Source organism: Actinoplanes sp. OR16, assembly GCF_004001265.1.
GTDB lineage: Bacteria > Actinomycetota > Actinomycetes > Mycobacteriales > Micromonosporaceae > Actinoplanes.
The window spans coordinates 912,262-936,208 of the sequence record NZ_AP019371.1; the positions used below are offsets into that span (position 1 = coordinate 912,262).

Consider the following 23,947-nt stretch of genomic DNA (forward strand, 5'->3'; position numbering starts at 1 on the left):
ACCTAGAAAGGGATGTCGTCGTCGGAGCCGCCCCCGCTGCCCACGACGGCGAACGGGTCGGCGCCCTGGACGATCGAGCGCAGTGTCTCGGCGGGCGGCGGACCGGACTCCGACTTGCGGGTGGCCCAGGCCGGGAACGGGAACTCGACACAGAGCGGGACCGGGATGTCCGGCTGGTTCACGAACATGGTGCCGGGACGGGCCAGCAGAGCCCGCTGACGCATCGCCGGGGGCAGGAACCCGTATTCCGGGCGGGACGCCTCGGCCGGGTCGAGCCGGCCGACCACCCGGATCGCCGAGTTCGTCACGATCCGGCGCTCCACCTCGCTCGCCGTCTGCTGCGCGCCGATCAGGATCACCCCGAGCGAACGGCCGCGCTCGGCGATGTCGAGCAGCACCTCCTTGATCGGGGAGGTGCCCTCGCGGGGAGCGTATTTGTTCAGCTCGTCGAGGACCACGAAGAGCAGGGGCCGGCCCGTACCGGATTTCTCCTTCTCCTCGAACTCGGTCTTCAGCGTCACGCCGACCACGAACCGCTGCGCGCGGTCCGGCAGGTTGTGCAGGTCGACGACGGTGACCTGGGCGCTCGCCGCGGTCTTGATCTGGTGCGGTCGGCGGGACGCGAGGTCGCCGCGGATCAGCCGGGACAGGTCGCGCTTGCTGCCGATGAGCCGGCGGGCGAACGCGTTCACCGTCCCCGTGTTGATCGCGCTGCCCGCCCAGGTCGAGCGGGTGTCCTCGTCGGTGAGCTGCTCCACGACGTGGTCGACCAGGTCCTGATAGGAGCTGATCCGCCGGCCGTCGATGCTGATGCCGCCCTCGGCCGGCACGGCATGCCGGTTCAGGTGGGCGGTGACCGAGTGGACGACCATCGTGTACTGCTGGCGCTCGTCGTCGGCGTCGGCGAACACGTAGGGCAGGAGCTTCTGGTCACAGAACTCGGCGAGGGTCCAGTAGAACGAGTCGACCCCGGTGAGGCGGCTGCTCACGTCGGGCGCTCCGGACGAGTCCCCGGCACGGGGTGGGGCGTAGACCCGCACGTCCGGGAAGGGGGCCGCCGGCAGTCCGAGGTCCGCGTACGCCGCGGTGGTCTTGTCATCGAGCTTGGTGTTCGGATGGTCGAGGAAGAGCAGGTCCTCGCCCTTCACGTTGAAGATCAGCGCCCGGGCGTTGGCGCCGTCGGCCCCGAGCGCGCCGGACCGGAACACCGAGTAGAGCAGGAAGGTCGCGAAACTCGTCTTCGTGGCCACGCCGGAGATACCGGAGATCGAGACGTGGGCGCCGCGGGTGCCGTCCAGGAAGTCGGCGTTGAGGAAGACCGGCACCCCGTCCCGGCCGGTGCCCATCGGCACCCGCCGCTCCATCCGGTCGAAGTGCAGGGCGGCGTCGCGCGCCTCACCGCTGGCCCGGTGCACGACGGCGCCCGGCGTGGGTGGGACGTAGAGCTCCGGATCGACGCGGGTCGTGGTGATCTCGGCGGCCTCCTGGACCATGGCCGGCAGCGTGCCGTCGGCGATGGCGAAGACGTCCGAGTCGAACTGGGCGCCCTCGTGCCGCGCCCGGACCTGGGTCACCACCCCGGCGATCGTCACCGGTTCACGATCCGGCAGGTCACGCTGGGTCACCACGACGTCGTCGAGTTGCAGGTAACTGCCGGGGGCCACGGCCGTCCAGAACTGCAGCGGGGTGGCATCCGCGGTACCGAGAACCCGCCCGACGGGGGAAGTTTCGTCAGACACGGAGATCATGGTGCCTCAGGTGTACGACAAAATGCCCCTCGCGTGTGTCGTCCACAACTTCTGGTGTCCATCGTTCGAGTTACGCACAAGATCTTGATCACCTCACGCAGGCGCGCCCTGAACCGAACCGATCGGCTCGGATCGGTCAATGACTATCGACGAGCCCATCCGACATCGCAGAGGCGCTGATGCCGCAATCTCTCCCATTCGCCCCGCCTCAGGCCGGGGACGACGACGTGATCAGACGGTCGGCCGAGGAACCCGAGGCGTTCGGCGCGATCTTCGACCGGCACGCCGACGCCATCCACGGATATCTGGCACGCCGGGTCGGCCGGTCGCTCGCCGAGGACCTGACGGCGGAGGCCTTCCTCATCGCTTTCCGATCACGGCATCGGTACGACCTGAGCCAGACCGATGCCCGGCCGTGGCTCTACGGCATCGCCGCCAACCTGGTCCGGGGTCAGCAGCGGGCCGAGGTGCGGCAGTACCGCGCCCTGGCCCGCACCGGCGCCGACCCGGCCCGGGACGGCCCGGCCGACCGGTTCGACGACCGAGTGGCCGACCGAGTGGCCGACCGGGTCACCGCGGCCGCACACGTCCGGGCGCTCGCCGCCGTGCTGGCCCGGCTCTCGGTGCGGGAACGTGAGGTGCTGACGCTGGTCAGCCAGGCACAGCTCAGCTACCCGGAGGTGGCCCGGGCCCTGGACATCCCGATCGGCACGGTCCGCTCCCGCCTGCACAGCGCCCGCCGCCGGATCCGCGAGGCCCTCCACGACTTCCCCGGCCTGAACCTGGACCTCGACCCGAACGGAGCCGACGCGTGAACTCCCGCGACCTCGCCTTCCCGCCCTCCGCGAACGGAGCCGACGCGTGAACGACCTCGACCCTGTCTTCCGGCCCTCCACGAGCGGAGCCGACGCGTGAACGACCTCGACCTGATGAACCGCTTCCGTGAGGACGCCGCGGCGCCGATGGACCCGCGAGCCCGCGACCGCGCCCGAGCCCTCCTCCTGGCCGAGGCCGCGGCTCCCTCGCCCGCTTCCTCCGCGCGGCGCCGTTCCGCTGGTCGCTGGGTCTGGCGGCTCGCGCCGGTGGGTGTGCTCGCGGCCGGCCTGGTGGCAGCGGCCGTGGTGACCCAGCCGGCCGGGTCGCCGGCTCCGGCGCCGGCCGCCGGGCCATCGGCGGCCGGCCTCTCCCCCTCCGGTCTCTCCCCCTCCGGCCTCTCCTCCTCCGACGTGCTGCTTCTCGCGGCCGCCGAGGCCCGCCGGGCGCCGGTGCTGACCGCGCGGCCGGACCAGTTCGTCTACACCGAGTCGATCTCCGCATGGGGCGGCGGCACCACCCACATGGACGGAACCCAGACCTATCAGCGACCGGTTCCGATGACCCGCCGGAGCTGGCAGTCGGTCGACGGCACACGCGACGGCCTGCTGCGGCAGACGCCCGTCGACCCGACGGCGGAGAACCCGATGCCGGAACTCGCCGACTCGACGATCCCGGCCTGCGGCGCGCAGGAGATGGACGTCTGCGGCACGGCCTCGGTCTACCGCACCGGCCTGCCCACCGAGGCCGGCGCGATGCGCGCGTACATCTACGGCCTGGACCACGGCGGTCAGACCGCCGACTACGGCGCGTTCGAGAACGTGGCCGATCAACTCCGCGAGTCCTACGTGCCACCGGCCTCGCTCGGCGCGCTCTTCGAGGCTGCCGCCACCATCCCGGGCGTCGCCGTCCTGCCCGGGACCGTGGATCTGGGCGGACGGACCGGTATCGCCGTCGCCCGAGCCGACGACGGCTTCCGCAGGGAACTCGTCTTCGACCCGGAGACCTACGAATTCCTGGGGGAACGCCTGGTGGCAGTGCGGACGACAGGCCTCGGCGACCCGCCCGGGACGGTCGCCGGGTTCACCGCGCAACTCCGCGTCGCCATCGTCGACCGGGCCGGTGCGCTCCCCTGACGGCGGGCGATGAGATCAGGTGCTCCGGACGTACCGCAGAAAAAGCATGTCCTCGCGCGTGAGCACATGGCGCAGACCCATCCGGCGCGCCGGACCGTCCGGGCCGTGAGCGATGCGGCCCGCCCGTCCGCCGGCGACCAGCGGCGCCACGGTCAGGCACAGCTCGTCGACCAGGTCGTCGGCGATCAGCGATCCGAGCAGGCCGGGACCGCCCTCGCAGAGCAGCTGGCCGGCGCCGCGTTCGTGCAGCATCGCGACCATCCCGGCGAGGTCGACCCGGTCCGCACCGATCGGGACGATCTCGGCGCGGGCCGCCAGCGCCGGTGACGGCGTCGCCGACCGGTGGGTGACCACGATCGGCGGGATCGGGGCGTCCGAGAAGATCAACTGGTCGGGGTTCAGGTCGAGGCTGCCGGAGACGATCACCATGAGCGGGAACTCGGGCAGGCCGGCGGCGACCCGCCACTCCCGTGCCTCAGGAGTGAGGCGCAACGCGTCGTAATTCTCCGCGCGGACCGTCCCGGCCGCCACGATCAGGGCGTCGCAGACCGTCCGCAGCGAGTCGAAGATCTCCTTGTCGCCGGGGCCCTGCAGACCGGCCGAGAGTCCGTCGACGGTGACCGCGCCGTCCGCGCTGGCGATGAAGTTCACCCGCAACGTGGGATCGGGATCACGGGGATAGAGATCCAGCAGCGGCGCGGGCCAGGTGTGCAACTCGGTCACCCGCGCATCTTGACGGACGGGACACGGCTGTGCAATCGGTCCGAAACGCCAGGTAGGCACCCTGGTCGTCAGGACGGCGCCACCGGCCGTTCGCGACGGGAGGAGTTTCATGTTGCTGCGGGTTCGAGTCACCCTGCCGGACCGTCCCGGCGCCCTCGGCCAGGTCGCACGCACCCTCGGGGTCGCCGGCGCGGACATCGTCCAGGTCGTGGTGCTGGAACGACTCGGCGGCCGGGCCGTGGACGACTTCACCGTCGTCTGGCCGGGCGCCTCCCGGGTCGAACGCCTCCTCGCCGGTCTCGCCGCCATACCCGGAGTGCAGGTGGACGGGGTGTGGCAGGCGATAGGAGCCCCGGTCAACGGCGGCCACGACGCCGAACTCCTCGCCCAGGTCGCCGCGAACCCGGCCGACGGGCTCGCCACGCTGGTCGACGCCGTACCCGGCCTGCTGGCCGCGGACTGGGCCGCCGCCGCGATGGTCTCCCCCGACTGGGCGTCCCGCAGCGGCTCCGGCGGCGTGAGCGAGCCCCAGGTGGTCTACGCGAGCTGGCGCGCGCCGTCCCCGCTGCACCTGCCCGAAGTCACCCCGCTGCGGGCCCGCCCGTTCGCCGAGCCCGGCGGAGCGCGGTACGCCGTGGCCCCCTTCGGCCGCGGCGGACTCGTGCTGGTCGTGGCCCGCACCGACGAGGACGACCTGCCGGCCGCCGCCTTCCACATCACCGAGGTGGACCGGGTCGCGCAGCTGGTCCGGGCCGCCGCCGTGATCCTCGGTGACCGGCTGGACGCGGTCATTTCTCCGGTGGTGTGACGATCGTGACCACCTGTGATCGTTCTAACGCGGAATTCGCAGGTAAAGCAATATCCGGGTAACAACGCCGGGGCACTCTTGATGGCAGCACCTTGAGTGATCGAGAGCAGGAAGGAGTGCCCCGCATGGCGTTGTGGCGAATCAGAGCCACGGTCGACGACCGTCCCGGCTACCTTTCCGTGCTGACCGCGAGCCTGGCTCTGCGATCAGTCAACATCCTCGCGGTCCAGGTGCATACGACCGAGGAGGGGGCGGTCGACGACTTCCTCGTCGACGCGCCGGACGCGCTCACCGAGGCCGACGTCATGGCCGCCGTGCTCAAGGGCCGCGGGCGGGACGCGTTCGTGACCCGCGCCGAGGCCCAGGGTTTAGCCGACCAGCCGACCCGGGCGCTGGCGCTCGCCGGCCGTCTCGTGCACGAGCCGGACACTCTCGGCGAGGCGCTCGTGGCCCTGCTCGACGCGACCGACGTCCGGTGGCGTCCCCGCAGCGGCGCCGAGTCGCCCGGCTTCCACGGTGGACGGATGACGCTCGCCGACCCGGCCGGCGGCGCCTATGAGGTCCTGCGCGCCCTGCCGGCCTTCACGCCCGCCGAGTACGCCCGGGCGCAGGCCCTGGTCGAGGTCGCCGGAGCGGTCGTACGGCAACAGCGTGAGCAGGTCACCGTCCTGCTGGCCGACGGCGCCGAAGTGGTGCTCCGCCCGGCCACCACCGACGATCTGGCAGCGGTCCGTGAGCTGCACGACAGCTGCTCGACGGGGACGCTGCGGCAGCGATACCTCAGTGCCTCGGTGCCCGGCGACCCCCGCCTGCGCCAGCTGCTCGAACCGGCCGGCGGCGTCACGCTGCTCGCCACCACCCCGGCCGGCGCCCTGGTCGCGATGGCCAACCTGATCACCGAGGGCGACCTGGGTGAGGTCGCCGTGCTGGTCGAGGACGACTGGCAGCGGCGCGGCCTCGGCACGGCCCTGCTGCGGCGGCTGCACGCCCACGCCGAGCGGTCCGGTTTCGCCGCGGTGGTGGCGCACACCGGCGCCGGCAACGTGGCGATGCTGCGCACCCTGCGCCGGCTCGGCGCGGGCTCGATCGAACGGGACGGCGCGCTGGTCACCGTGACCGTGCCGGCTGCCGGCCGCCAGGTCGGCGATGAGACTCCTGCGACCCACGGGTAGCGGGTGAGAGGGGTGGCGGGCTCTGGTTCAGAGCCCGTCACCCAAGGGTTTGTCACTTCGTGCGCTGCGCGCCGGAGCTGCTCAACTGGTCCGGACGCCGTGCTCCACGCATGTCGCCGTCCAGCCGGTCGGGACCACTTGGACCTTCATTCTTCGGCGGCACTCCGGGCAGAACCGGGGCGGCTCCAGTCGACGGGCCGCGGCACACGCCGAGTGGTCGCCGTCGCTCGACGGCAGGCCGCAGCGGTCGCAGTACATCTCAGAACGTCGCCGAGAGGGACTTGACCGGCATCTTCAGGTCCTGCAGCAGCTCCAGGTCGGCGGTGGCGGGACGGCCCAGCGTCGTCAGGTAGTTGCCGACGATCACCGCGTTGATCCCTCCGAGCAGGCCCTCCCGCGTACCCAGATCGCCCAGGGTGATCTCGCGGCCGCCGGCGTACCGCAGGATGGTCTTCGGCATCGCCAGCCGGAAGGCGGCGATGGCGCGCAGCGCGTCCTTGCCCTCCACCACCGGCCGGTCGCCCAGAGGGGTGCCGGGACGCGGGTTCAGGAAGTTGAGCGGGACCTCGTGCGGGTCGAGCTCGGCCAGCTGCGCGGCGAACTCGGCACGCTGCTCGACCGTCTCACCCAGACCGAGGATGCCGCCGCAGCAGACCTCCATGCCGGAGTCACGCACCATCTTCAGGGTGCTCCAGCGCTCCTCCCACGAGTGGGTGGTCACCACGTTCGGGAAGTAGGACTCGCAGGTCTCCAGGTTGTGGTTGTAACGGTGCACGCCCATCTCGACGAGCTCGTCCACCTGTTCCTGGGTGAGCATGCCGAGGCTCGCGGCGACCTGGATGTCGACCGCTTCCTTGATCGCCTTGACGCCGGCCCGCATCTGCTCCATGAGCCGCTTGTCGGGACCGCGGACGGCGGCCACGATGCAGAACTCCGTCGCGCCGGTGGCAGCGGTCTGTTTCGCGGCCTCCACGAGAGAGGGAATGTCCAGCCAGACCGCACGAACAGGGGACGCGAAGAGTCCCGACTGCGAACAGAAGTGACAGTCCTCCGGACAGCCACCGGTCTTCAGCGAGACGATGCCCTCGACCTCGACCTCCGGGCCGCACCACTTCATCCGCACATCGTGGGCCAGCTGCAACAACGCGGGCAGGTCCTCGTCCGGGAGGCGGAGAACCTCGAGGATCTCCGATTCGCTGAGGCCGGCGCCTTCGTCGAGAACCCGGGTCCGGGCCCGGTCGAGGATGTCTGGCATGCCCGTACCCTACAGAGTTCCCGGCCCGGGCAGGACTGTCGGTGGTGGGTGGTAGTTTCCGATTCTCGTGATCTCTGGGGGTGTCTTGGCCGGCTGGTTGGAGGCGATCGATCGCCTGGCCCGCGAGCGGGCCAAGGCGGGGCTCACCCGTCAGTTGCGCCCCCGGGAGGCCGGCGACACCGTCGTCGACCTCGCCGGCAACGACTATCTCGGCCTCTCCGCTCACCCGGACGTGGTGGCCGCCGCAACCGCGGCGCTGGGCTCCTACGGGCTCGGTGCCACCGGTTCCCGGCTGGTCCGCGGCAGCACCGAGGCGCACGCCGGGCTGGAGTCCGCGCTGGCCGGCTGGCTGGGCGCGGAGAGCGCACTGGTCTTCTCCTCGGGATACCTGGCCAACCTCGCGGTGGTCCGGGCGGCCGGGGCGGTCTGCGATCTGATCGTCTCGGACGCCTACAACCACGCTTCCCTCATCGACGGCTGCAAGATCTCCGGAATCCCCGTCCGGGTGGCGCCCCACAACGATCCGGCCGCCGTCGCCGCGATCCTCTCCGGCTTCGACGGCCGGGCCGCCGTCGTGACCGAGTCGGTCTTCTCGGTCGACGGCGATCTCGCCCCGCTCGCCGAGCTGCACGAGGTGTGCGCGGCTCACGGCGCGCTGCTGATCGTCGACGACGCGCACGCGCTCGGCCTGCTCGGCCCGTCCGGCGCTGGTGGCGTGGCAGCGGCCGGCCTCGCCGGTTGCGACGACGTCGTCGTCACGGCCACCCTGTCCAAATCGCTCGGTGGCGCCGGCGGCGTGATCGCCGGACCGGTCGCGTTCATCAAGCACCTCGTCGACACCGGGCGCACGTTCATCTACGACACCGCCCCGCCGCCATCGGTGGTGGCCGGGGTCCACGCCGCCGTCCGGCTGGCCCGCGCCGCCGACGACCGCCGCACCCTGCTGGCCTCCCGTGGCGTCGCGATCGCCGCCCGGCTGCGATCGGCCGGCTTCGACGTCCGCGACCCCGCCGCCGGTGTTCTCTCGGTCCCCGCGCCCGGCCCGGAAGCCGCCGTCGCCTGGGCCGCCGACTGCCGCGACCGTGGAGTCGCGGTGGGCTGCTTCCGGCCGCCCTCGACGCCGGACGGCAGTTCCCGCCTCCGGCTCACCCTGAACGCGGGCGTCGACGATGCGGATTTCGCCCGCGCCCTGAACGTGATCGTGGAGTGCGCACCATGACCGCCGATTCCCCCACCGGCATCTCCTACTCCGGCACCTCGGTGGCGTCCCCGCCCCCGGACCGGAACAGCCACACCGTTCCACCACACGGACCGGACGGCCACGGCACCGCGGCCACGCCCCCTCGCGACCGCGGCGACAACCACCGCCTCGCGGCCGTGACGATCGGCGACAACCACCGCCTCGCAGCCGTGACGACCGGCGACAACCGCCGCCTCCCGGGCGGGACTCCTCGGGAACGCGGGGATGGGCACCGCCTGCCGACGGTGCCGGCCCGCGGTCAGGGCGGGCGAGGGCACGGCTTCGCCGTCGTTCCGCCTCGGCGCGAGCACAGCGGCGGGCACGGGCTGCCGGTCGCGCCGCCGCGGCGGCAGTCCGGCGGAGGGCACGGCCTGCCGGGAGCGGCGCCGGCACGGGACCATGATGCCCTCACTCACGGGAGCGATCCCCTGTCAGCGCATGGTGGGGGCCGGGCTCACTCCGTACCCCCTCTGCTCTCGACCGCACCGCCCACCGAGCCGGAAGCGAACCCGCCAGCGCAACCACCGGAAACGATCACCGCTGAGCCGATCGCCGAGACCGACGTGGACGGTGACGCCCTCGCTGCCGAGATCGACAACGAACTGGCGGCTCAATCCGGTGAACCCGAACCCGCGAAGGCCCGGGCCAACCCGCACGAGTGGCACGGGATCGTGCTCGTGACCGGTACTGACACGGAGGTCGGCAAGACCGTCACCACCGCCGCGATGGCCGCTGCCGCCCAGGCCGCCGGACTCCGCGTCGCTGTGATCAAACCCGGTCAGACGGGGATCTCGACGGGGGCGCCGACGGACGCTGACGTGATCAATCGGCTGGCCGGGCCGGAGACCGTGCGGACGCTCGCCGAGTACCCGGAACCGCTGGCCCCGCTCGCCGCCGCGAAGGTCGCCGGGATGGCCGCGCTGGATCTGCTCGACGTGGTCGACGCGATCCGGGCGGAGGCCGACAAACACGACCTGGTGCTGGTGGAGGGCGCGGGCGGGCTGCTCGTGCCGATGGGGCTGCGGCCGGGCGGGGAGGCGTGGACGTTCGCCGATCTCGCCACCACCCTCGGCGCCAACGTGATCGTGGTGGCCCGCGCCGGCCTGGGGACCCTCAACCACACGGCGCTCACGCTGGAGGCGCTGCACCGGCGCGGCGTCTACGCCCGAGTCATCCTCGGAGCGTGGCCGGCCGAACCGGAGCTGGTGCACTGGGCCAATCTCGGAGAGCTGGTTCCCCACCTGGTGGGCGCGCTGCCGTCGGGTGCAGGATCGATGGATCCCGGTGTGTTCCGCCGCTCGGCGCCCGGCTGGCTCACCCCCGCGCTGCACGGCGTCCTCGACAACTGGCGGGTGTGGGCGGAAGAAGCGGGCTGAGGGCACGCCGGTCACAATTGCTGGGTCCGGGAGGTGGTCGACATGCACACTGGCCGCGTGGCTTTCACCCTGACGATCGACTGTGGCGGCGGCGGCATCAAGGGCTCGGTCCTCGATGAGGCCGGCACGATGCGAGCACACCCGATCCGGGTGCCGACACCGTACCCTCTGCCACCCGAGCTGTTCGTGAAAACCCTGGTGAACCTCGGCGAACAGTTGCCGAACGCGGACCGCGTCACCGTCGGCATGCCCGGCATGATCCGGCACGGCGTCGTCGTCGCGACCCCGCACTACGTGACCCGCAGCGGCCCGCGCACCAAGGTCGACCCGGAGCTGATGGAGGCGTGGCGGGGGTTCGACGCGCGGACCGCGCTCGCCGACGCGTTCGGCCTGCCCACCCTGGTTCTCAACGACGCCGAGGTGCACGGCGCCGGCGTGGTCGCGGGCACCGGCTGCGAGCTGGTGCTGACGCTGGGGACGGGTCTCGGCTGCGCGCTGTTCGACGGCGGTGAGCTGGCGCCGCACCTGGAGATGTCGCAGGCCCCGGTCCGCTGGGGGATGTCCTACGACACCTACATCGGCGAGCACGAACGCCGCCGCCTCGGCGACGCCCTCTGGTCGCGCCGGGTCCGCAACGTCATCGAAGGGCTGCGGCCGGTCTTCCTCTGGGACCGGGTCTACCTCGGCGGGGGCAACAGCCGGCTGATCACGCCGGCACAGCTGGCCCGGATGGGCGACGATGTGGTGGTGGTGCCGAACACGGCCGGGATCGTCGGCGGCGTCCGCGCCTGGACTCTGGGGCAGCGGTGACGCCGGGCGCGGTCCTGCTCGACTTCGGTGGCGTGCTGGCCGACGCGCCCCCGCAGCGGACCGCGCCGCCGGAGCTGGTGCTGCGCATCTACAACCTGATCGGCGGCGCGCTCACCCCGGGTGAGATCCAGCGGTCGCTCACCTCGGGCGCTTCCCGCTATGCCGCCTGGCGCGACGAGGACTGGCCCGACGAGCTGCCCCAGGCCGAGGTCTGGGAGCGGTTCGTGATCGCCGATTGGCCGGCCGGCGCGCAGGCCCGGGTCCGTGCCGCAGTGCCGCGTCTCAGCTACGACTGGGCGTGGCGGGACGGCTGGCGTCTGCGGCCCGGCATCCCCGAGGCGCTCACCGCGTTCGCCGGGCGCGGCATCGTCCTGGCCGTCGTCAGCAACACCCTCTCGGGCGCCGCACACCGCGACTTCCTGCAGAAACAGGGTGTGGGGCGGTTCTTCGCCGAGCAGATCTACAGCGACGAGGCGGGCGTCCGCAAACCCAACCCGCAGATGATCTGGAACGCCACGGACGCTCTCGGCATCCCGCCGTCCGACTGCTGGTTCGTCGGCGACAGCCGCCGCCGCGACATCCTCTGCGCCCGGCGCGCCGACGCCGGCAAGGCCATCCTGATGACCTCCTCACGCACCACGGCCGAGGATCCTTCCGGCTGGCCCGACCCGGATCACGAGATCGACGACGGTTTCGGATTGCTTCAATTGCTGTGATCTCGTACGGGGCGACAACCGTGCGATTTCGTTCAGCTGAACGGGATCCTGCCCTCGGTCCGTTTGATCCGGCGCATCTTGCCGGAATCCCGGAACCCCACGCGTACCCGGTCCCGGATCTCCCAGACACCGATCAGCAGCACGGTGAGGCCGGCCAGCCGCAACCCGTTCTGGAGCGCCTCGATCTGCACCGTACGCACCATCGCGTCGATGTCGGCAGCGGACGTGTCCATGTACAGCCCGATCAGGAACGACATGCCGACCGCCGCGTTCCACACCGGCACCGCCCAGTGCGAGAGCACCCGATCAGGCTCGTCGACGTAGCCGCGCAGCACCTCCTTGGTGCGGTGCCGCCAGACGAGGAACCCGACGAGATACGCCACGATCAGGAACAGTCCCAGGGCGCTGAGCGACCCGACGTGATCGATGATCCAGATCAGCGCCGGCGAGACGGCTTCGTCGCCGGACCGCAGGTGGTACCAGACCGCCAGGTCACTGACCAGGAACAGCACCGCCAGTCCGCAGGTCGCGCCCAGCGCCAGCATCAGGGCTCGGGTGCCCCACTCCCAGGTGTTCGGCGGGCTCGCCGGAACCCAGCCGTCATCGGTGGTCATCTTTCCCCCGCACTCCAAGATCCGCTATTGCCCGCAGAAAATAGCCCGCCCAGCGCCACCGAGGGAAGATCCGAGATCTCCATGTGGGTCCGGCGACGGACGGCGGTGATGCAGCACGATCAGTGGGCGCGAGCAGGGGGTCGGGGCGCACCTGGCCGGCGGCGGCGGCAGGTGATGGACCGGCGGCGCATGGGCCGGCGGGCGGGGACGGCCTTAAGGGACGCCTGGCCGGCCCGCCGCGAGCTACGGGACTCTGCGGGAACTCGTACGAAAAAGGGGGTTATGAAGTCACTTGCCAGACTGTCGTCCGGCGGATGGCCACGCTCTCCAGCGCCTCGTTGACTGGCACCTCGTAGACGGCTCGCTTGATCAGGCCCTCGGGGAGATAGGCGCGACCGGGATCGCCTACCAGGACCAGCGAGCCGCGGCCGGCGGAGCGGCGGAGGAACGGCAGGACGCGGGCGGCCATCTCGCGGCTGTAGAAGACGTCACCGGCCAGCACTACGCCGTATTTATCCGACGAGTCGAGGATGTCCGCTTCCAGCGTCTCGATCCTCACCGTGTTCGCGGCGGCGTTCGCTGATGCCGCCGCCAGGGAGAGCGGATCGATGTCGTTCGCGACGACCGGCGTGGCACCGGCGCGGGCCGCGGCGACCGCCACCAGGCCGGAACCGGTGGCGAGGTCGAGCACGCTACGGCCGGCGACCAGGTCGGGTTCGTCGAGGATGTGGCGGGCCAGCGCCTGACCACCCGCCCACGCGAAGGCCCAGAACGGCGGCGGCTGGGATTCACCGGCCGCCTCGGTGGCCTCCCAGAGCGCGATCGGCTCCTCGGCCTGCCACAGCGTGAGCTCAGGGACGAACGGGACCGGTGCGGACACGGTGTGGGCGAGGACGAACTCCGAAAGCACCTCCCGATTGTGCCGCTATCGCTCAGTGTCGCGGCGATCGGGCCGATCAGGCCGACATGACCAGGTGGTCCGCCGCGCTCTTCGGCGCCTGGATGACAGTGCTCGCTGTGGTCCTCGTGCTCGAACCCGGGCTGCAAGGCCCTCTGCGTCTCGTCGCCGGCGCCTCGGCCATCGGCGTGGTGGTCATGGGCACGCGCTTCAGCAGGCCCGACGATCCGCGGCCGTGGTGGATGCTCTGCGGCGCGATCGGCCTGTCGGCGGCCGGTGGCGCGGCTTCGGCGGCACCCTCGTTCATCGCGAACTGGCTGACCTGGCTGACGACGGCCGGCACCGTCCTGCTGCTGCTCGGCTACCTGCTGCTCGCGCTGACGCTTGCCGTCTTCGTCCACCGGCGTATCGAGTCCTCGCGGGACCGGGCCGGCCTGCTCGACGCGCTGACCGTCACGGCCGGCGTGGCGCTGCTGATCTGGACGTTCGTGGTCGGCCCGCGGCTCGACGGCTCGGCCGGTGACACCTGGGCCGACCTCGCCCTGCCCCTCGCCGACCTGCTCTGTCTCGGCCTGCTGATCCGGCTGGTGGCGATGCCGGGACGGCTGGTGGCGCCCGGGCACTGGCTGGGCGCGGGCGTGTTCGCGATGCTGGTCGCCGACATCTTCCGGCACCCGGCGATCGGGCAGGTCGCGTTCTTCGCGGCGGCCGGAGTGGCAGCGCTGCTGCCGTCGATGGCCGAGATGACCCGGCCCGGCGAGAAGCCGCCCGCCGAGACGAGCCGGTTCCGGCTGGGGCTGCTCGCGGTCGCGGCGCTGGTGGCGCCGACCGTGCTGCTGGTCAAGATGTACCGGGACACCCAGGTCGCCGGTCTCACCGTGGTGGCCGCGCTGAGCATGCTGATGCTGCTGCTCGTGCTGGCCCGGATGGCCGGGATCATGACGAGTCACCGGCAGGTGATGGCCCGGGAGCGTGGCCTGCGGGAGGCGTCGGCGGCGCTGGTGTCGGCCGCCGACACCGAGGCCGTGGGGCTGGCCGTCCGTACGGCCGTCGCCCAGCTCATCCCCGGGGACGCGCCGCACGGCGTCGTCCTGGCCGTCACGATCGTGCAGGCCGAGCCGCAGTCGCCGGAAGCGGCCGCACAGTCCGCCGTCGATCGCGCCACCGGCACCGCCGCGCGCCTGGTCAGCACCCGGGACGTGGACTGGGCCGTCGCGGTGCGGCTCACCCAGTTCAACAAGACGCTGCGCTGCCCGATGGTGCTCAAGGACCGTCCCACCGGTGATCCGCTCCTCGGCGTCCTGCACGTCGGCGCGCCGACCTGGGCGCTGCTCGAACTCCAGCGGTCGGTCGAGGTGCTGGCCGGGCAGGTGGCGCTGGCCCTGGAGCGGATCGCGCTGGGTCAGGAGGTGGCGCGGCGCACCAGCGAGACCTATTTCCGGACGCTCGTCCAGAACACCGCGGACGTCATCACGATCATCGACGAGCAGGATCGGATCCGGTACGCGAGCCCGTCGGCTGTCGGCGTCTTCGGCGGCGATCCGACCGGCGCGCTGCTGCCCGAGGTCATCCACCCGGGTGAACGGGACCGGCTGGCCGAGGTGCTGGCGGCGGTACGCGGGGGCGACCATCTCCAGCAGCAGCTCGACTTCCGGGCCCGGGGGAATCGGCGCACCGAGGTGCTCCTCGAACTGCACTGCCGTGACCTGCGGGCCGAGCCGACCGTGGCCGGGCTGGTCGTCACCATGCGCGACGTCACCGAGCAGCGCCAGCTGGAGAGCGAACTCACCCATCAGGCGTTCCACGACGCGATGACCGGGCTGGCGAACCGGGTGCTCTTCAACGACCGCCTCAAGCACGCGCTGGACCGGGGCCGCCGGGACGGCTCGGTCGTCGGCGTGCTCTTCATCGACCTGGACGACTTCAAGATCGTCAACGACACGCTCGGCCACGCGGTCGGCGATCAGCTGCTCATCGAGGTGGCCCACCGGATCGCCGGCGCGCTGCGCAAGGACGACACCGCGGCCCGGCTCGGCGGCGACGAGTTCGCCGCGCTCGTCGAGAACGTGAACGACCCGGGCGCGGTCGAGGAGACCGCCAACCGGATCTTCCAGGCGTTCGCGGCGCCGGTCGAGACCGACGCGAAGCCGCTGTACCCGGCGGCCAGTATCGGCATCACCACGACACCCGAGGCGGACACCGCCGACGAACTGCTCCGGCAGGCCGACCTCGCCCTGTACGTGGCGAAGGGCGCCGGCAAGAACCAGTGGCGCCGCTACCAGGCGCACCTGCACGCCGAGATGGTGGATCGGCTGGAGCTGCGCTCGGCCCTCGACCACGCCGTCAACGAGGGCCACTTCCTGCTGCACTACCAGCCGATCGTGGACCTGGCCTCCGGCACGGCGGCCGGCTTCGAGGCGCTGGTCCGCTGGCACCACCCGCGCAAGGGCATCGTCACGCCGGATCAGTTCATCGAGGTGGCCGAGGAGAGCGGCCTGATCGTGGCGATGGGCCGGTGGGTGCTGGAGGAGGCGCTGCGCACGGTCGCCGAGTGGCGGCGGATCCTGCCTCCGGGGCAGGCGCCGTACATGAGCGTGAACGTGTCGGTCCGGCAGTTCCGCGAGTCCGGCTTCCTCGACCAGGTACGCAACGCCCTGAAGCACACCGGCGTCCCGGCCGGCAGCCTGATGCTGGAGATCACCGAGACGCTGCTGGTGAAGGACGACGAGCAGATCTGGTCGGACCTCGCGGCGCTGCGCGAGATGGGCGTCCGGATCGCCATCGACGACTTCGGGACCGGGTACTCGTCGCTCGGCTACCTGCGCCAGCGCCCGATCGACGTCGTGAAGATCGACAAGATGTTCATCGACGACATGCTGTCGAGTCAGCAGCCTCTCGCCCTGGTCAGCGGGATCGTGAGCCTCGCGCAGTCACAGGGTCTCGTGGTCGTCGCCGAGGGGATCGAGAGCCCGGCGCACCGGGATGTGCTGGTGCGGATGGGGTGCCCGCTCGGGCAGGGATTCCTGTTCAGCAGCCCGCTCGGCCCGACCGAGGTGCTGGCGTGGATGCGGAATTCCCAGTCCGTGGCGGTATAGGTTGGTGCTCGGCCGGTGCTCAGTTGGGGCGAGCCGCCCCGGCACCGGAGGATCGGCGACGAAGCGGCTCGAGATTGCGGGGAAGGCGCTGGTGGGAGCGCTCCCACCACGCACGTTACCGCACATTCACAGGTATGAAAAGACCCCTCCAATGCGACATGCCAGAACGGGCAATTTGCACTCGATACCGCATGCGCGACAGAATGAATGCGCTGATCCACCCTGAATGACTTCGCTGACTTCGCTACAGGAGCGACGACCACATGGCCAAGCAGATAATTACTCTTCTCACCGACGACCTCGATGGCGGTGAAGCCGACCGTACCGTCGAATTCGGGCTGGACGGCGTCAACTACACCATCGACCTGTCCGAGAAGAACGCCGGCAAGCTGCGGAAAGCACTCGAGCCGTACCTCTCCGCCGCCACCCGGCTGGGCCGTTCCGGCGCCGTTCAGGCCACTGCCCGGCGCCCCGCCCCGGCCAGTTCGAGCCGCTCCAGCCGCGATCAGAACCAGGCGATTCGCGAGTGGGCCAACGCCAACGGGCACCCCGTCTCGGAGCGTGGCCGCATCCCGAGCCACATCGTCGAGGCGTTCCACAGCAAGCGCTGACGTTTTTTCGAAAGGTGGCGCCCGCCCCGGCGCGGCGCCACCGATCGTGACGCTTTGACGTCAGCCGATTACCGGCGAAGTCGGTTCAACCCGCCGTGGCTGGGTACGCGAAACACATGCGTGTAGTGATCGTCGGCGCTAGCGGCAACGCCGGAACCGCCCTGCTGCGCCGCCTTTCTTCCGAACCCGGCGTCGAGGCGGTAGGCGTCTCGCGGCGTGTTCCGCCGGACCCACCCATCGAATGGCATTCCGCCGACGTCGGCGAGGACGATGCCACCGAACGGCTCACACCGATATTCGGCGGCGCCGACGCGGTCGTGAACCTGGCCTGGCAGATCCAGCCCAGCCATGATCAGCGGCGCCTCTACCGCACCAACGTCCTCGGCAGCCGCGCGATCTTCCGAGCGGCGCTGCGGGCCGGCGTGCCGTCGCTGGTCCAGGCGTCATCGGTCGGCGTCTACGCGCCCGGGCCGAAACACGCCTTCGTGACCGAGGAGTGGCGGCGCTCCGGAGTCATCGAGTCGTCGTACAGCCGGCACAAGGCACTCGTCGAACGCATGCTCGACGAGATCGAGTCAGACCATCCGACACTGCGCGTGGTCCGCGTACGCCCCGGCCTGATCTTCCAGCGCACCGCCGGCACCGAGATCGGCCGCTACTTCGCCGGCCCGCTCCTCCCCGCCCGCCTGCTGCGCTTCGGCTGGATCCCGGTTCTGCCCGCCCACCCGCGGCTGCGCATGCAGGCCGTACACGCCGACGACGTCGCCGATGCCTACTTCTCGATCCTCTCCTCGGACGTCCGCGGCGCCTTCAACCTCGCGGCCGGGCCGATCCTTTCCGGTCAGTCCGCGGCTTCGGTATTCCACGGCGTGACCGTTGGGGTCCCGGGTGTCGCCCTGGAGGGCGCCGCCGCCCTCAGCTGGTGGCTCCGCCTGCAACCGGTCGACCGCGGCTGGGTGCGCCTGGCGTTCAAGTCACCGCTGATGAGCTGCGACCGAGCCGCCTCCGAACTCGGCTGGCGCCCCCGCGTCTCCGCCCTGGACGCCCTCCGCGAGCTGGTGGCCGGCCTGGCCGACCGCGCCGGCTCCTCTCAGCCCCCACTCCGCACCGATCCCGACCTCCCCGGGCGGATGGGAGGCCTGCTCCGAGGACGTCTTCCAGGCACAGGCAACCCCTATTGATCTTTACGTCGGCAGCCCAGCTCTTACCCCGCCACCCACCGGAATCCGCAGTCCCCGAGCCGTAGCCCAAGCACGTGATCGCCGGCATCCACGCGCACAAGCTACGGCTCGACGCCGTCCTCAGCCCGTTCTCTTCGCCCGGATCTCTTCGCCAGTCGATGTTCGCCCTGTTGCTGTTCGCCCTGCCGCTGTTCACCCCGTCACCGTTCGCCGGTCACCGTTCGCCCGTAACTCTTCGCCAGGTGCCTTTTGCCAGTGCCTTTTCGGACGGCACCCTTTCTCGCCTAGCACCCTTTTCTCCCCCGGCACCCTTTTCTCGCCCGGCGTCCGCCACTCTCGCCCGCCGCCTCCCAGATTTCGTAGTTTCCGAGCCGTAGCCCAAGCACCTGATCACCCCGCCGTTCGCATACTTGAGCGCGGGCTCGTCGCTGTTCTCGGCCCAGAGCAATTCGCCGCTGCTCTTCACCCGGCACTTCCACTCGCCCCGCTCGCCCTGGCACTGTCGGAAGGCACACTCGGATGGCGCACCGTCAGCCAGCACGCCCGAATGGCGCGCTCGGATGGCGCACTGTCGAAGAGGCGCATTCAGATGGCGCTGTCGAAAGACACGCCCTCGGATGGCGCACTGTCGAAAGACACGCCCTCGGATGGCGCTATCAGTTAGCGCGGTCTGCCAGCGCACTACCGACCAGACGCTCGACAGGTGCGCGGTCGGCCAGCACGCGCCCGGACAGCACGCTCGACTGACGTGTCGCCGCTTCCTGAAGAGTGACCCCGTAGGGATCCCAAGAACCCGCAGAGGGTCAGATTTTGGAAAGCGCTGACATGACACGCAATCAGCCAGCACGCGCCCGGGCAGCGCGCTCGGATGGCACGCGATCAGCAGCGCCCGGCCCGGCCAGCACGCTCGACTGACACGCAGTCAGCCAGCACGCTCGACTGGCACGCGATCAGCCAGCGCCCTGACAGCACGCTGGGATGGCTCGCTCTCGGCCTACCCGCTCTCTTCGCTCACTGTGAACAACGTGGCGGCTTGCGCTCGCAACGGTGTAAGCATGTAATCACGTAAGTTCTTCGGGAGGTAGACATGCGAATCCGAATGAGTCCTCCTAGTGGTCGCAGTGAGCCGCCGAACGCCGACGACGCTGCGGCCTGGATCACGGGTGCTATGCCGGACGGGTGGTTCGTCGAGCCGCCCGAGGTCGTCGTGGATCGGGACGAGATCATCATCTGGGGGCGGCTGCCGAAGCCTGAGCTGGCCGCCGAGTCGACCGACGCCGACCGGGCCGCGGGGCAGGCCGGGCGGATCGCGCAGTTCCGGGAGGACACCCGGGACGCCCGGATCAGGGTCGCGCGCCAGGTCGAGCATCGTTACCAGCGCAAGGTCGCCTGGGGTGCCCGCTGCGGTGACACGTCCGACCTGTTCACGCACCTGTCCGCACCGGTGATGACCCGGCTGCGTCAGCCCGAACGGCAGGTCCTCGACACGCTCGTGGACGCCGGCGTGGCCCGTTCCCGCTCCGAGGCCCTGGCCTGGTGCGTCAAGCTGGTCGGCCGGCACACCGAGGACTGGCTGAACGAACTCCGCGACGCGATGACCAAGGTCGACGAACTGCGCCGTCAGGGCCCGGACGCCTGACGACCTGCGGCGAAACCCCGTTGCCGCCGGCCGTAGTCTGGGCTGCGTGCTTCGTCAGGTAACTGCTATCCGGTACGTGACCCCGTTACGTGAGGGCGGCTCCCTCCCCGGCGTCGTCGAGGCCGATGACCTCGGGACCTACGTCGTCAAGTTCCGCGGCGCCGGGCAGGGCCCCAAAGCCCTCGTCGCCGAGGTGATCTCCGGGGAGCTGGCTCGGCGGCTCGGGATGCCGGTGCCGGAACTCGCCCGGGTGGAACTCGACCCGGTCGTCGCCCGGGCCGAGCCGGACGAAGAGGTCCAGGAGCTGATCAAGGCCAGCGCCGGCGGCAACCTCGGGATGGACTTCCTGCCGGGCTCGCTCGGCTACGACCCGAACGCGCACCCGGTGGAGCCCGGCCTCGCCAGCCGGGTGCTGGCCTTCGACGCCTTCGTGGAGAACGTCGACCGCAGCTGGCGCAACCCGAACCTGCTCATGTGGCACAACGGCCTCTGGCTGATCGACCACGGCGCCACCCTCTACTTCCACCACGACTGGGCTCGCGCCGAGGCCGTGGTGCATCGGCCGTACCGCTGGGACGACCACGTGCTCAAGCAGTACGCCACAGAGCTCGCGACTGAGGGCCCCCGCCTGGCCGAGCAGATCACCCCGAAGCTGCTCGGCGAGGTGCTGGAACTGGTGCCGGACGAGTGGCTGGTCGACGGCGACCGGCAGGCATACCTCGACCACCTCTCGCAGCGCGCCGCGCGTCCGGAGGCGTGGCTGCCGTGACCACCCCTCTCCCCTACGAGTACGCCGTCATCCAGGCCGTCCCCCGCATCGAACGGGGTGAGCTGATCAACGTCGGCGTGCTCCTTTACTGCCAGCGCCGCGACTTCCTGGACGCCGCCACCCACTTGGACGAGAACCGCCTCCGAGCCCTGGACCCCTCGGCCGACATCCCCGCGATCCGCACGGCCCTGGAGGCGTGGGGCCGCACCTGCGCGGGTGGCGGCCCCTCGGCCGACATGAAGCTGGGCGAACGTTTCCGCTGGCTGGTGGCCCCTCGAAGCACGATCCTGAGGGCCGGACCGGTCCACATGGGCCTGGCCACCGACCCCGCCGCCGAGCTGGACCGCCTGACGAACCTGCTGGTCCACTGACGAACCTGCTGGTCCACTGACGAACGTGCTGGTCCACTGACGAGGAAGACGATCACGCTGCCGGGACGGTGACGGGCGGACGGCTCAGGTCGACCTCATAGCTGACTCCTCTCGGTGAGTGGCAGGTGATGACGGCGCCCGGGTGCAGGCGGGGATCGGACGCATAGAGGTCGGCCAACCGGCGCTCGGCCGCGGTGTCGCCGGCGTCGGCCGCCAGGAGCAGGTCGGCCACCTCGTCGATCAGGGCCGTGTCGGCGGCGGCGGTGGCTGACCGGGCGGCTGCCGCCTCCAGGGCCGGCCACGACTCGGGGAGCGGGCGGGAGCCGATCAGGGTCGCGGTGGTCGACCAGAGGTCCCAGAGCAGCAGCTCGTCGCCGCGGCGGTGGGCCAGCTCGTTGAGGACGTATTGCTGGATCATCAGGGGGCCGCGGATCGGGACGTCGCCGCCCACGCCGAACAGGTAGGGGTCGTCCTCCCCTCGCCGGAAGGAACGCCACGCCTGCGCCGCCGTGCGCAGGCCGCCCGGCCCGAGCGGCACGTCGGTGACATCGACGGGGTAGCCGGCGGCCGGGTCGAGCTGGGGGTCGGTGGCGATCCAGCGGGCGCCGTCGTGCCACTCCACCACGACGTGATCGACGTGGAAGCCGGGCTCGAAGTAGTCGGCGAACCCGACCCGGCTGCGCGCCGGAATCCCGTGGGCTCGGAGGGCCGCCACGGTGAGCAGCGTGAAGTCGCGGCAGCAACCGACCACTCGCTGCTCCGGCGGGCAGGGCGTGGTCAGGGGGCCGTCGAAGGGGAAGGCGTCGAGGATCCGCTCCACCCAGCGGTTGTCGATCTCGGCGAGCCGGTCGGGCGGGAAGTCGATGCCGGAGGCGCGGTAGTGGGTCAGCACGTTGCGGACGACAGCGGCGATCCCGGCGACGTCGCCGGGCAGGCCGGTGAGCCGGAAGTGGTGACGGCCGGGGTCGGAGAAGCGGGTCTGCCGGGTGTAGTCCACGTTTTTCATCCCTCGAACGGTTGGGCGACGTGCACGAACGGATCGGTCCCGGCGAGCCGGTCCCAGTTGTCCAGATAGATCTCGCGAGGTGGCGCCGTGAGGATCAGGCCGGCGTCGATGACGTGCTGGTGCACCGCGTCGTAGGCCTGGGTGATCCGCGGATAGAAACAGTCGTCCCGGGTGACCTCGGCGAACGCCACGAGACGCTCGGGCTCCCGGCGTATCGCCATCTGCCCGGCCGGCTCGACCGAGCCGGTGAAGGGGACGCAGACCTCGATCGGCGCCTCGCTCTCCGGCGTGACGGCGCGGTGGTAGATCACCCAGTGCTCGCCGGTGCACGCGGCGCCCTGCTCCTCGAGGTGCCGCCGGATCTCCCACTCGGCCGCGCCCATCGCCGGCACCAGGTTTTCCTGATCGACCTCGAACGTCAGGGTGGCGATCTTGCGGGCCGGCGCCAGGGCGACCTGCACCTGATAGCTCCGCTGCGGCTCGTCGCCGTGCACCAGCCGGGTCCGCAGCCAGACATAGCTCTCCCGCCGGGCGGAGAACGCCGCCTCCTCCCCCGCCCACCACCGGTCGAGACGGCGACCGGCCTCGGCGTCGGGCAGGTCGAGCACCTCGCCGATCACGGCGAGCGGCATGCCGAGCCGGCGCAGCAGGCTGATCCGGGCGGCCCGCTCCAACTGGGCGGCCGCATAGTGCCGGTAGCTGCTGGCGGCGTCGACCGTGGCCGGCGGCAGGAGGCCCGACGCCTCATAGAGCCGGAGCGCCTTGACCGACAGGCCCGCCCGCTTGCTGAACTCCCCGATGTTCATCATGCGACCGATGGTGAACCCTGCCCCAAGGGTCGAGTAAAGGGACTTCCGGGAATGAATTTTGCGGGCACACTGAGCGGATGCAGCTGCCGCTCAACCCTCCGGTCAAGCCGATGCTCGCCAAACCCGTCGCCGACATCCCGCCGGATCAGATCTACGAGCCCAAATGGGACGGCTTCCGGTCGATCATCTTCCGGGACGGCGACGAGGTGGAGATCGGCAGCCGCAACGAGAAGCCGATGACGCGGTATTTCCCGGAGATAAGAGAAGCCGTCCTGGCCAACTTCCCGGAGCGCGCGGTCATCGACGGCGAGGTGATCGTCGCCGACACCGAGCGGAACACCCTCGACTTCGAGGCTCTGCAACAGCGCATCCACCCCGCGGCCAGCCGGGTGAAGCTGCTCTCCGAGCAGACCCCGGCCAGCTTCGTCGCGTTCGACCTGCTGGCCCTCGGCGACGAGGACCTCACCGAGCTGCCCTTCGCGCAGCGGCGGGAGCGGTTGCTGGAGGCGCTCAAGGACGCGAGACCGCCGGTGTACGTCACCCCCGCCACCGACGACACCGCGGAGGCGCGGCGGTGGTTCGAGGAGTTCGAGGGCGCCGGCCTGGACGGCTTGATCACCAAGCCCCGCGACATCACCTATCAGCCCGACAAGCGGGTGATGTTCAAGGTGAAGCACAAGCGGACGGCCGACTGCGTGGTGGCCGGCTACCGCGTGCACAAGTCCGGCCCTGACCGGATCGGATCACTGCTGCTGGGCCTCTACGACGAGCGCGGCGTGCTCGCCTCGGTCGGCGTGATCGGTTCCTTCCCGATGACCGTCCGGGAGGAGCTCTTCGCCGAGCTGCAGCCGCTGGTCACCACGTTCGACGGCCACCCGTGGGACTGGGCGAGGCAGGAGGAGGGCGAGCGCACCCCGCGCAAGAACGAGTACAGCCGGTGGAACAACGGCAAGGACCTCTCCTTCACACCGCTGCGCCCGGAGCGGGTGGTCGAGGTCCGCTACGACTACATGGAGGGCGTCCGGTTCCGGCACACCGCCCAGTTCGAACGGTGGCGGCCCGACCGGGAACCCGCGACCTGCACGTACGAGCAACTCGAGCGCCCGGTTCGATTCGATCTCGCGGAGGTCCTCAACGGTCGATGACCACCGCACCGG

The 23,947-nt window shown here is 70.9% G+C and carries 22 protein-coding genes; 15 read left to right on the forward strand and 7 right to left on the reverse strand.

What is annotated here, in order from left to right; translation table 11 throughout:
- Positions 1 to 2 precede the first annotated feature (2 nt).
- Entirely contained in the window at positions 3 to 1,748 is a 1,746-nt protein-coding gene (locus EP757_RS04095) for an ATP-binding protein (RefSeq protein ID WP_127542867.1), read from the reverse strand.
- Between the two features lie 227 nt (positions 1,749 to 1,975).
- On the opposite strand from EP757_RS04095, the gene EP757_RS04100 reads away from it, so the two are divergent.
- Positions 1,976 to 2,563: an RNA polymerase sigma factor gene (locus tag EP757_RS04100; RefSeq protein ID WP_370457762.1), complete on the forward strand. Its 588-nt coding sequence runs from the start codon at positions 1,976 to 1,978 to the stop codon at positions 2,561 to 2,563.
- A 96-nt stretch (positions 2,564 to 2,659) separates the two neighbouring features.
- Positions 2,660 to 3,697: a CU044_5270 family protein gene (locus EP757_RS04105; RefSeq protein WP_127542869.1), complete on the forward strand. Its 1,038-nt coding sequence runs from the start codon at positions 2,660 to 2,662 to the stop codon at positions 3,695 to 3,697.
- Positions 3,698 to 3,712: 15 nt separating this feature from the next.
- Here EP757_RS04105 and EP757_RS04110 read toward each other — a convergent pair whose 3' ends face one another.
- Complete coding sequence (locus EP757_RS04110) at positions 3,713 to 4,492, reverse strand: pyrimidine reductase family protein (RefSeq protein WP_370457847.1); 780 nt, start codon at positions 4,490 to 4,492, stop codon at positions 3,713 to 3,715.
- A 37-nt stretch (positions 4,493 to 4,529) separates the two neighbouring features.
- On the opposite strand from EP757_RS04110, the gene EP757_RS04115 reads away from it, so the two are divergent.
- Both EP757_RS04115 and EP757_RS04120 read left to right on the forward strand, forming a co-directional pair.
- Positions 4,530 to 5,228: an amino acid-binding protein gene (locus tag EP757_RS04115; RefSeq protein WP_127542870.1), complete on the forward strand. Its 699-nt coding sequence runs from the start codon at positions 4,530 to 4,532 to the stop codon at positions 5,226 to 5,228.
- Between the two features lie 125 nt (positions 5,229 to 5,353).
- Complete coding sequence (locus tag EP757_RS04120; RefSeq protein ID WP_127542871.1) at positions 5,354 to 6,400, forward strand: GNAT family N-acetyltransferase; 1,047 nt, start codon at positions 5,354 to 5,356, stop codon at positions 6,398 to 6,400.
- A gap of 259 nt (positions 6,401 to 6,659) precedes the next feature.
- Here EP757_RS04120 and bioB read toward each other — a convergent pair whose 3' ends face one another.
- Entirely contained in the window at positions 6,660 to 7,655 is a 996-nt protein-coding gene (gene bioB, locus EP757_RS04125; protein WP_127542872.1) for a biotin synthase BioB, read from the reverse strand.
- An 85-nt stretch (positions 7,656 to 7,740) separates the two neighbouring features.
- Between bioB and EP757_RS04130 the strand changes: the two genes are divergently transcribed.
- The 4 genes from EP757_RS04130 (at position 7,741) to EP757_RS04145 (ending at position 11,797) form a co-directional block, all read left to right on the forward strand.
- A complete protein-coding gene (locus tag EP757_RS04130) occupies positions 7,741 to 8,874 on the forward strand; it encodes an 8-amino-7-oxononanoate synthase (RefSeq protein ID WP_127542873.1) in 1,134 nt (377 codons plus the stop codon).
- Positions 8,875 to 9,497: 623 nt separating this feature from the next.
- A complete protein-coding gene (bioD, locus tag EP757_RS04135) occupies positions 9,498 to 10,271 on the forward strand; it encodes a dethiobiotin synthase (protein WP_127554076.1) in 774 nt (257 codons plus the stop codon).
- Between the two features lie 57 nt (positions 10,272 to 10,328).
- Positions 10,329 to 11,081 carry an ROK family protein gene (locus tag EP757_RS04140; RefSeq protein ID WP_127542874.1) on the forward strand — a complete coding sequence of 251 codons (753 nt, stop codon included), beginning with the start codon at positions 10,329 to 10,331 and terminating at the stop codon, positions 11,079 to 11,081.
- Positions 11,078 to 11,797, forward strand: a complete 720-nt coding sequence (locus EP757_RS04145; protein ID WP_127542875.1) for an HAD family hydrolase — start codon at positions 11,078 to 11,080, stop codon at positions 11,795 to 11,797. The genes EP757_RS04140 and EP757_RS04145 overlap by 4 nt, the downstream gene beginning before the upstream one ends.
- 32 nt (positions 11,798 to 11,829) lie before the next feature.
- On the opposite strand, the gene EP757_RS04150 is transcribed toward EP757_RS04145, so the two are convergent.
- Both EP757_RS04150 and EP757_RS04155 read right to left on the reverse strand, forming a co-directional pair.
- The gene (locus tag EP757_RS04150; RefSeq protein WP_127542876.1) at positions 11,830 to 12,411 is read right to left on the reverse strand and encodes a hypothetical protein; all 582 of its coding nucleotides are present in this window, start codon (positions 12,409 to 12,411) and stop codon (positions 11,830 to 11,832) included.
- Between the two features lie 280 nt (positions 12,412 to 12,691).
- On the reverse strand, positions 12,692 to 13,321 hold the full coding sequence (locus EP757_RS04155; protein WP_127542877.1) for a methyltransferase: 630 nt from the start codon (positions 13,319 to 13,321) through the stop codon (positions 12,692 to 12,694).
- Between the two features lie 56 nt (positions 13,322 to 13,377).
- Between EP757_RS04155 and EP757_RS04160 the strand changes: the two genes are divergently transcribed.
- The 6 genes from EP757_RS04160 to EP757_RS04185 all read left to right on the forward strand — a co-directional run bounded on the left by EP757_RS04160 (position 13,378) and on the right by EP757_RS04185 (position 20,975).
- Entirely contained in the window at positions 13,378 to 16,404 is a 3,027-nt protein-coding gene (locus tag EP757_RS04160; protein WP_127542878.1) for a bifunctional diguanylate cyclase/phosphodiesterase, read from the forward strand.
- Between the two features lie 263 nt (positions 16,405 to 16,667).
- Positions 16,668 to 17,015 (forward strand): Lsr2 family protein, encoded by a 348-nt coding sequence (locus tag EP757_RS04165; RefSeq protein ID WP_127542879.1) that lies wholly within the window; start codon positions 16,668 to 16,670, stop codon positions 17,013 to 17,015.
- A 116-nt stretch (positions 17,016 to 17,131) separates the two neighbouring features.
- A complete protein-coding gene (locus tag EP757_RS04170; RefSeq protein ID WP_127542880.1) occupies positions 17,132 to 18,196 on the forward strand; it encodes an NAD-dependent epimerase/dehydratase family protein in 1,065 nt (354 codons plus the stop codon).
- A 1,168-nt stretch (positions 18,197 to 19,364) separates the two neighbouring features.
- Positions 19,365 to 19,835: a hypothetical protein gene (locus EP757_RS04175; protein ID WP_232050364.1), complete on the forward strand. Its 471-nt coding sequence runs from the start codon at positions 19,365 to 19,367 to the stop codon at positions 19,833 to 19,835.
- Between the two features lie 76 nt (positions 19,836 to 19,911).
- Positions 19,912 to 20,604, forward strand: a complete 693-nt coding sequence (locus tag EP757_RS04180) for a HipA family kinase (protein ID WP_232050365.1) — start codon at positions 19,912 to 19,914, stop codon at positions 20,602 to 20,604.
- Positions 20,601 to 20,975 (forward strand): DUF3037 domain-containing protein, encoded by a 375-nt coding sequence (locus EP757_RS04185; protein ID WP_127542883.1) that lies wholly within the window; start codon positions 20,601 to 20,603, stop codon positions 20,973 to 20,975. Before EP757_RS04180 ends, EP757_RS04185 begins: the two co-directional genes overlap by 4 nt.
- Positions 20,976 to 21,027: 52 nt before the next feature.
- Here EP757_RS04185 and EP757_RS04190 read toward each other — a convergent pair whose 3' ends face one another.
- Together EP757_RS04190 and EP757_RS04195 are read right to left on the reverse strand one after the other, a co-directional pair.
- Complete coding sequence (locus EP757_RS04190; protein WP_127542884.1) at positions 21,028 to 21,981, reverse strand: transglutaminase-like domain-containing protein; 954 nt, start codon at positions 21,979 to 21,981, stop codon at positions 21,028 to 21,030.
- Positions 21,978 to 22,790 (reverse strand): MerR family transcriptional regulator, encoded by an 813-nt coding sequence (locus tag EP757_RS04195; RefSeq protein ID WP_127542885.1) that lies wholly within the window; start codon positions 22,788 to 22,790, stop codon positions 21,978 to 21,980. The genes EP757_RS04190 and EP757_RS04195 overlap by 4 nt, the downstream gene beginning before the upstream one ends.
- 77 nt (positions 22,791 to 22,867) lie before the next feature.
- Between EP757_RS04195 and EP757_RS04200 the strand changes: the two genes are divergently transcribed.
- Entirely contained in the window at positions 22,868 to 23,935 is a 1,068-nt protein-coding gene (locus tag EP757_RS04200) for an ATP-dependent DNA ligase (RefSeq protein ID WP_127542886.1), read from the forward strand.
- The last annotated feature ends 12 nt before the right edge of the window (positions 23,936 to 23,947 follow it).

What these genes read in the sequence shown, in the direction of transcription:
- EP757_RS04165 (WP_127542879.1), top strand. Translation starts at nt 16,668, where the DNA reads ATGGCCAAGCAGATAATTACTCTTCTCACCGACGACCTCGATGGCGGT.
- EP757_RS04190 (WP_127542884.1), bottom strand. Translation starts at nt 21,981, where the DNA reads ATGAAAAACGTGGACTACACCCGGCAGACCCGCTTCTCCGACCCCGGC.
- EP757_RS04095 (WP_127542867.1), bottom strand. Translation starts at nt 1,748, where the DNA reads ATGATCTCCGTGTCTGACGAAACTTCCCCCGTCGGGCGGGTTCTCGGT.
- EP757_RS04200 (WP_127542886.1), top strand. Translation starts at nt 22,868, where the DNA reads ATGCAGCTGCCGCTCAACCCTCCGGTCAAGCCGATGCTCGCCAAACCC.
- EP757_RS04160 (WP_127542878.1), top strand. Translation starts at nt 13,378, where the DNA reads ATGACCAGGTGGTCCGCCGCGCTCTTCGGCGCCTGGATGACAGTGCTC.
- EP757_RS04175 (WP_232050364.1), top strand. Translation starts at nt 19,365, where the DNA reads ATGCCGGACGGGTGGTTCGTCGAGCCGCCCGAGGTCGTCGTGGATCGG.
- bioB (WP_127542872.1), bottom strand. Translation starts at nt 7,655, where the DNA reads ATGCCAGACATCCTCGACCGGGCCCGGACCCGGGTTCTCGACGAAGGC.
- EP757_RS04150 (WP_127542876.1), bottom strand. Translation starts at nt 12,411, where the DNA reads ATGACCACCGATGACGGCTGGGTTCCGGCGAGCCCGCCGAACACCTGG.
- EP757_RS04170 (WP_127542880.1), top strand. Translation starts at nt 17,132, where the DNA reads ATGCGTGTAGTGATCGTCGGCGCTAGCGGCAACGCCGGAACCGCCCTG.
- EP757_RS04120 (WP_127542871.1), top strand. Translation starts at nt 5,354, where the DNA reads ATGGCGTTGTGGCGAATCAGAGCCACGGTCGACGACCGTCCCGGCTAC.
- EP757_RS04195 (WP_127542885.1), bottom strand. Translation starts at nt 22,790, where the DNA reads ATGATGAACATCGGGGAGTTCAGCAAGCGGGCGGGCCTGTCGGTCAAG.
- EP757_RS04115 (WP_127542870.1), top strand. Translation starts at nt 4,530, where the DNA reads ATGTTGCTGCGGGTTCGAGTCACCCTGCCGGACCGTCCCGGCGCCCTC.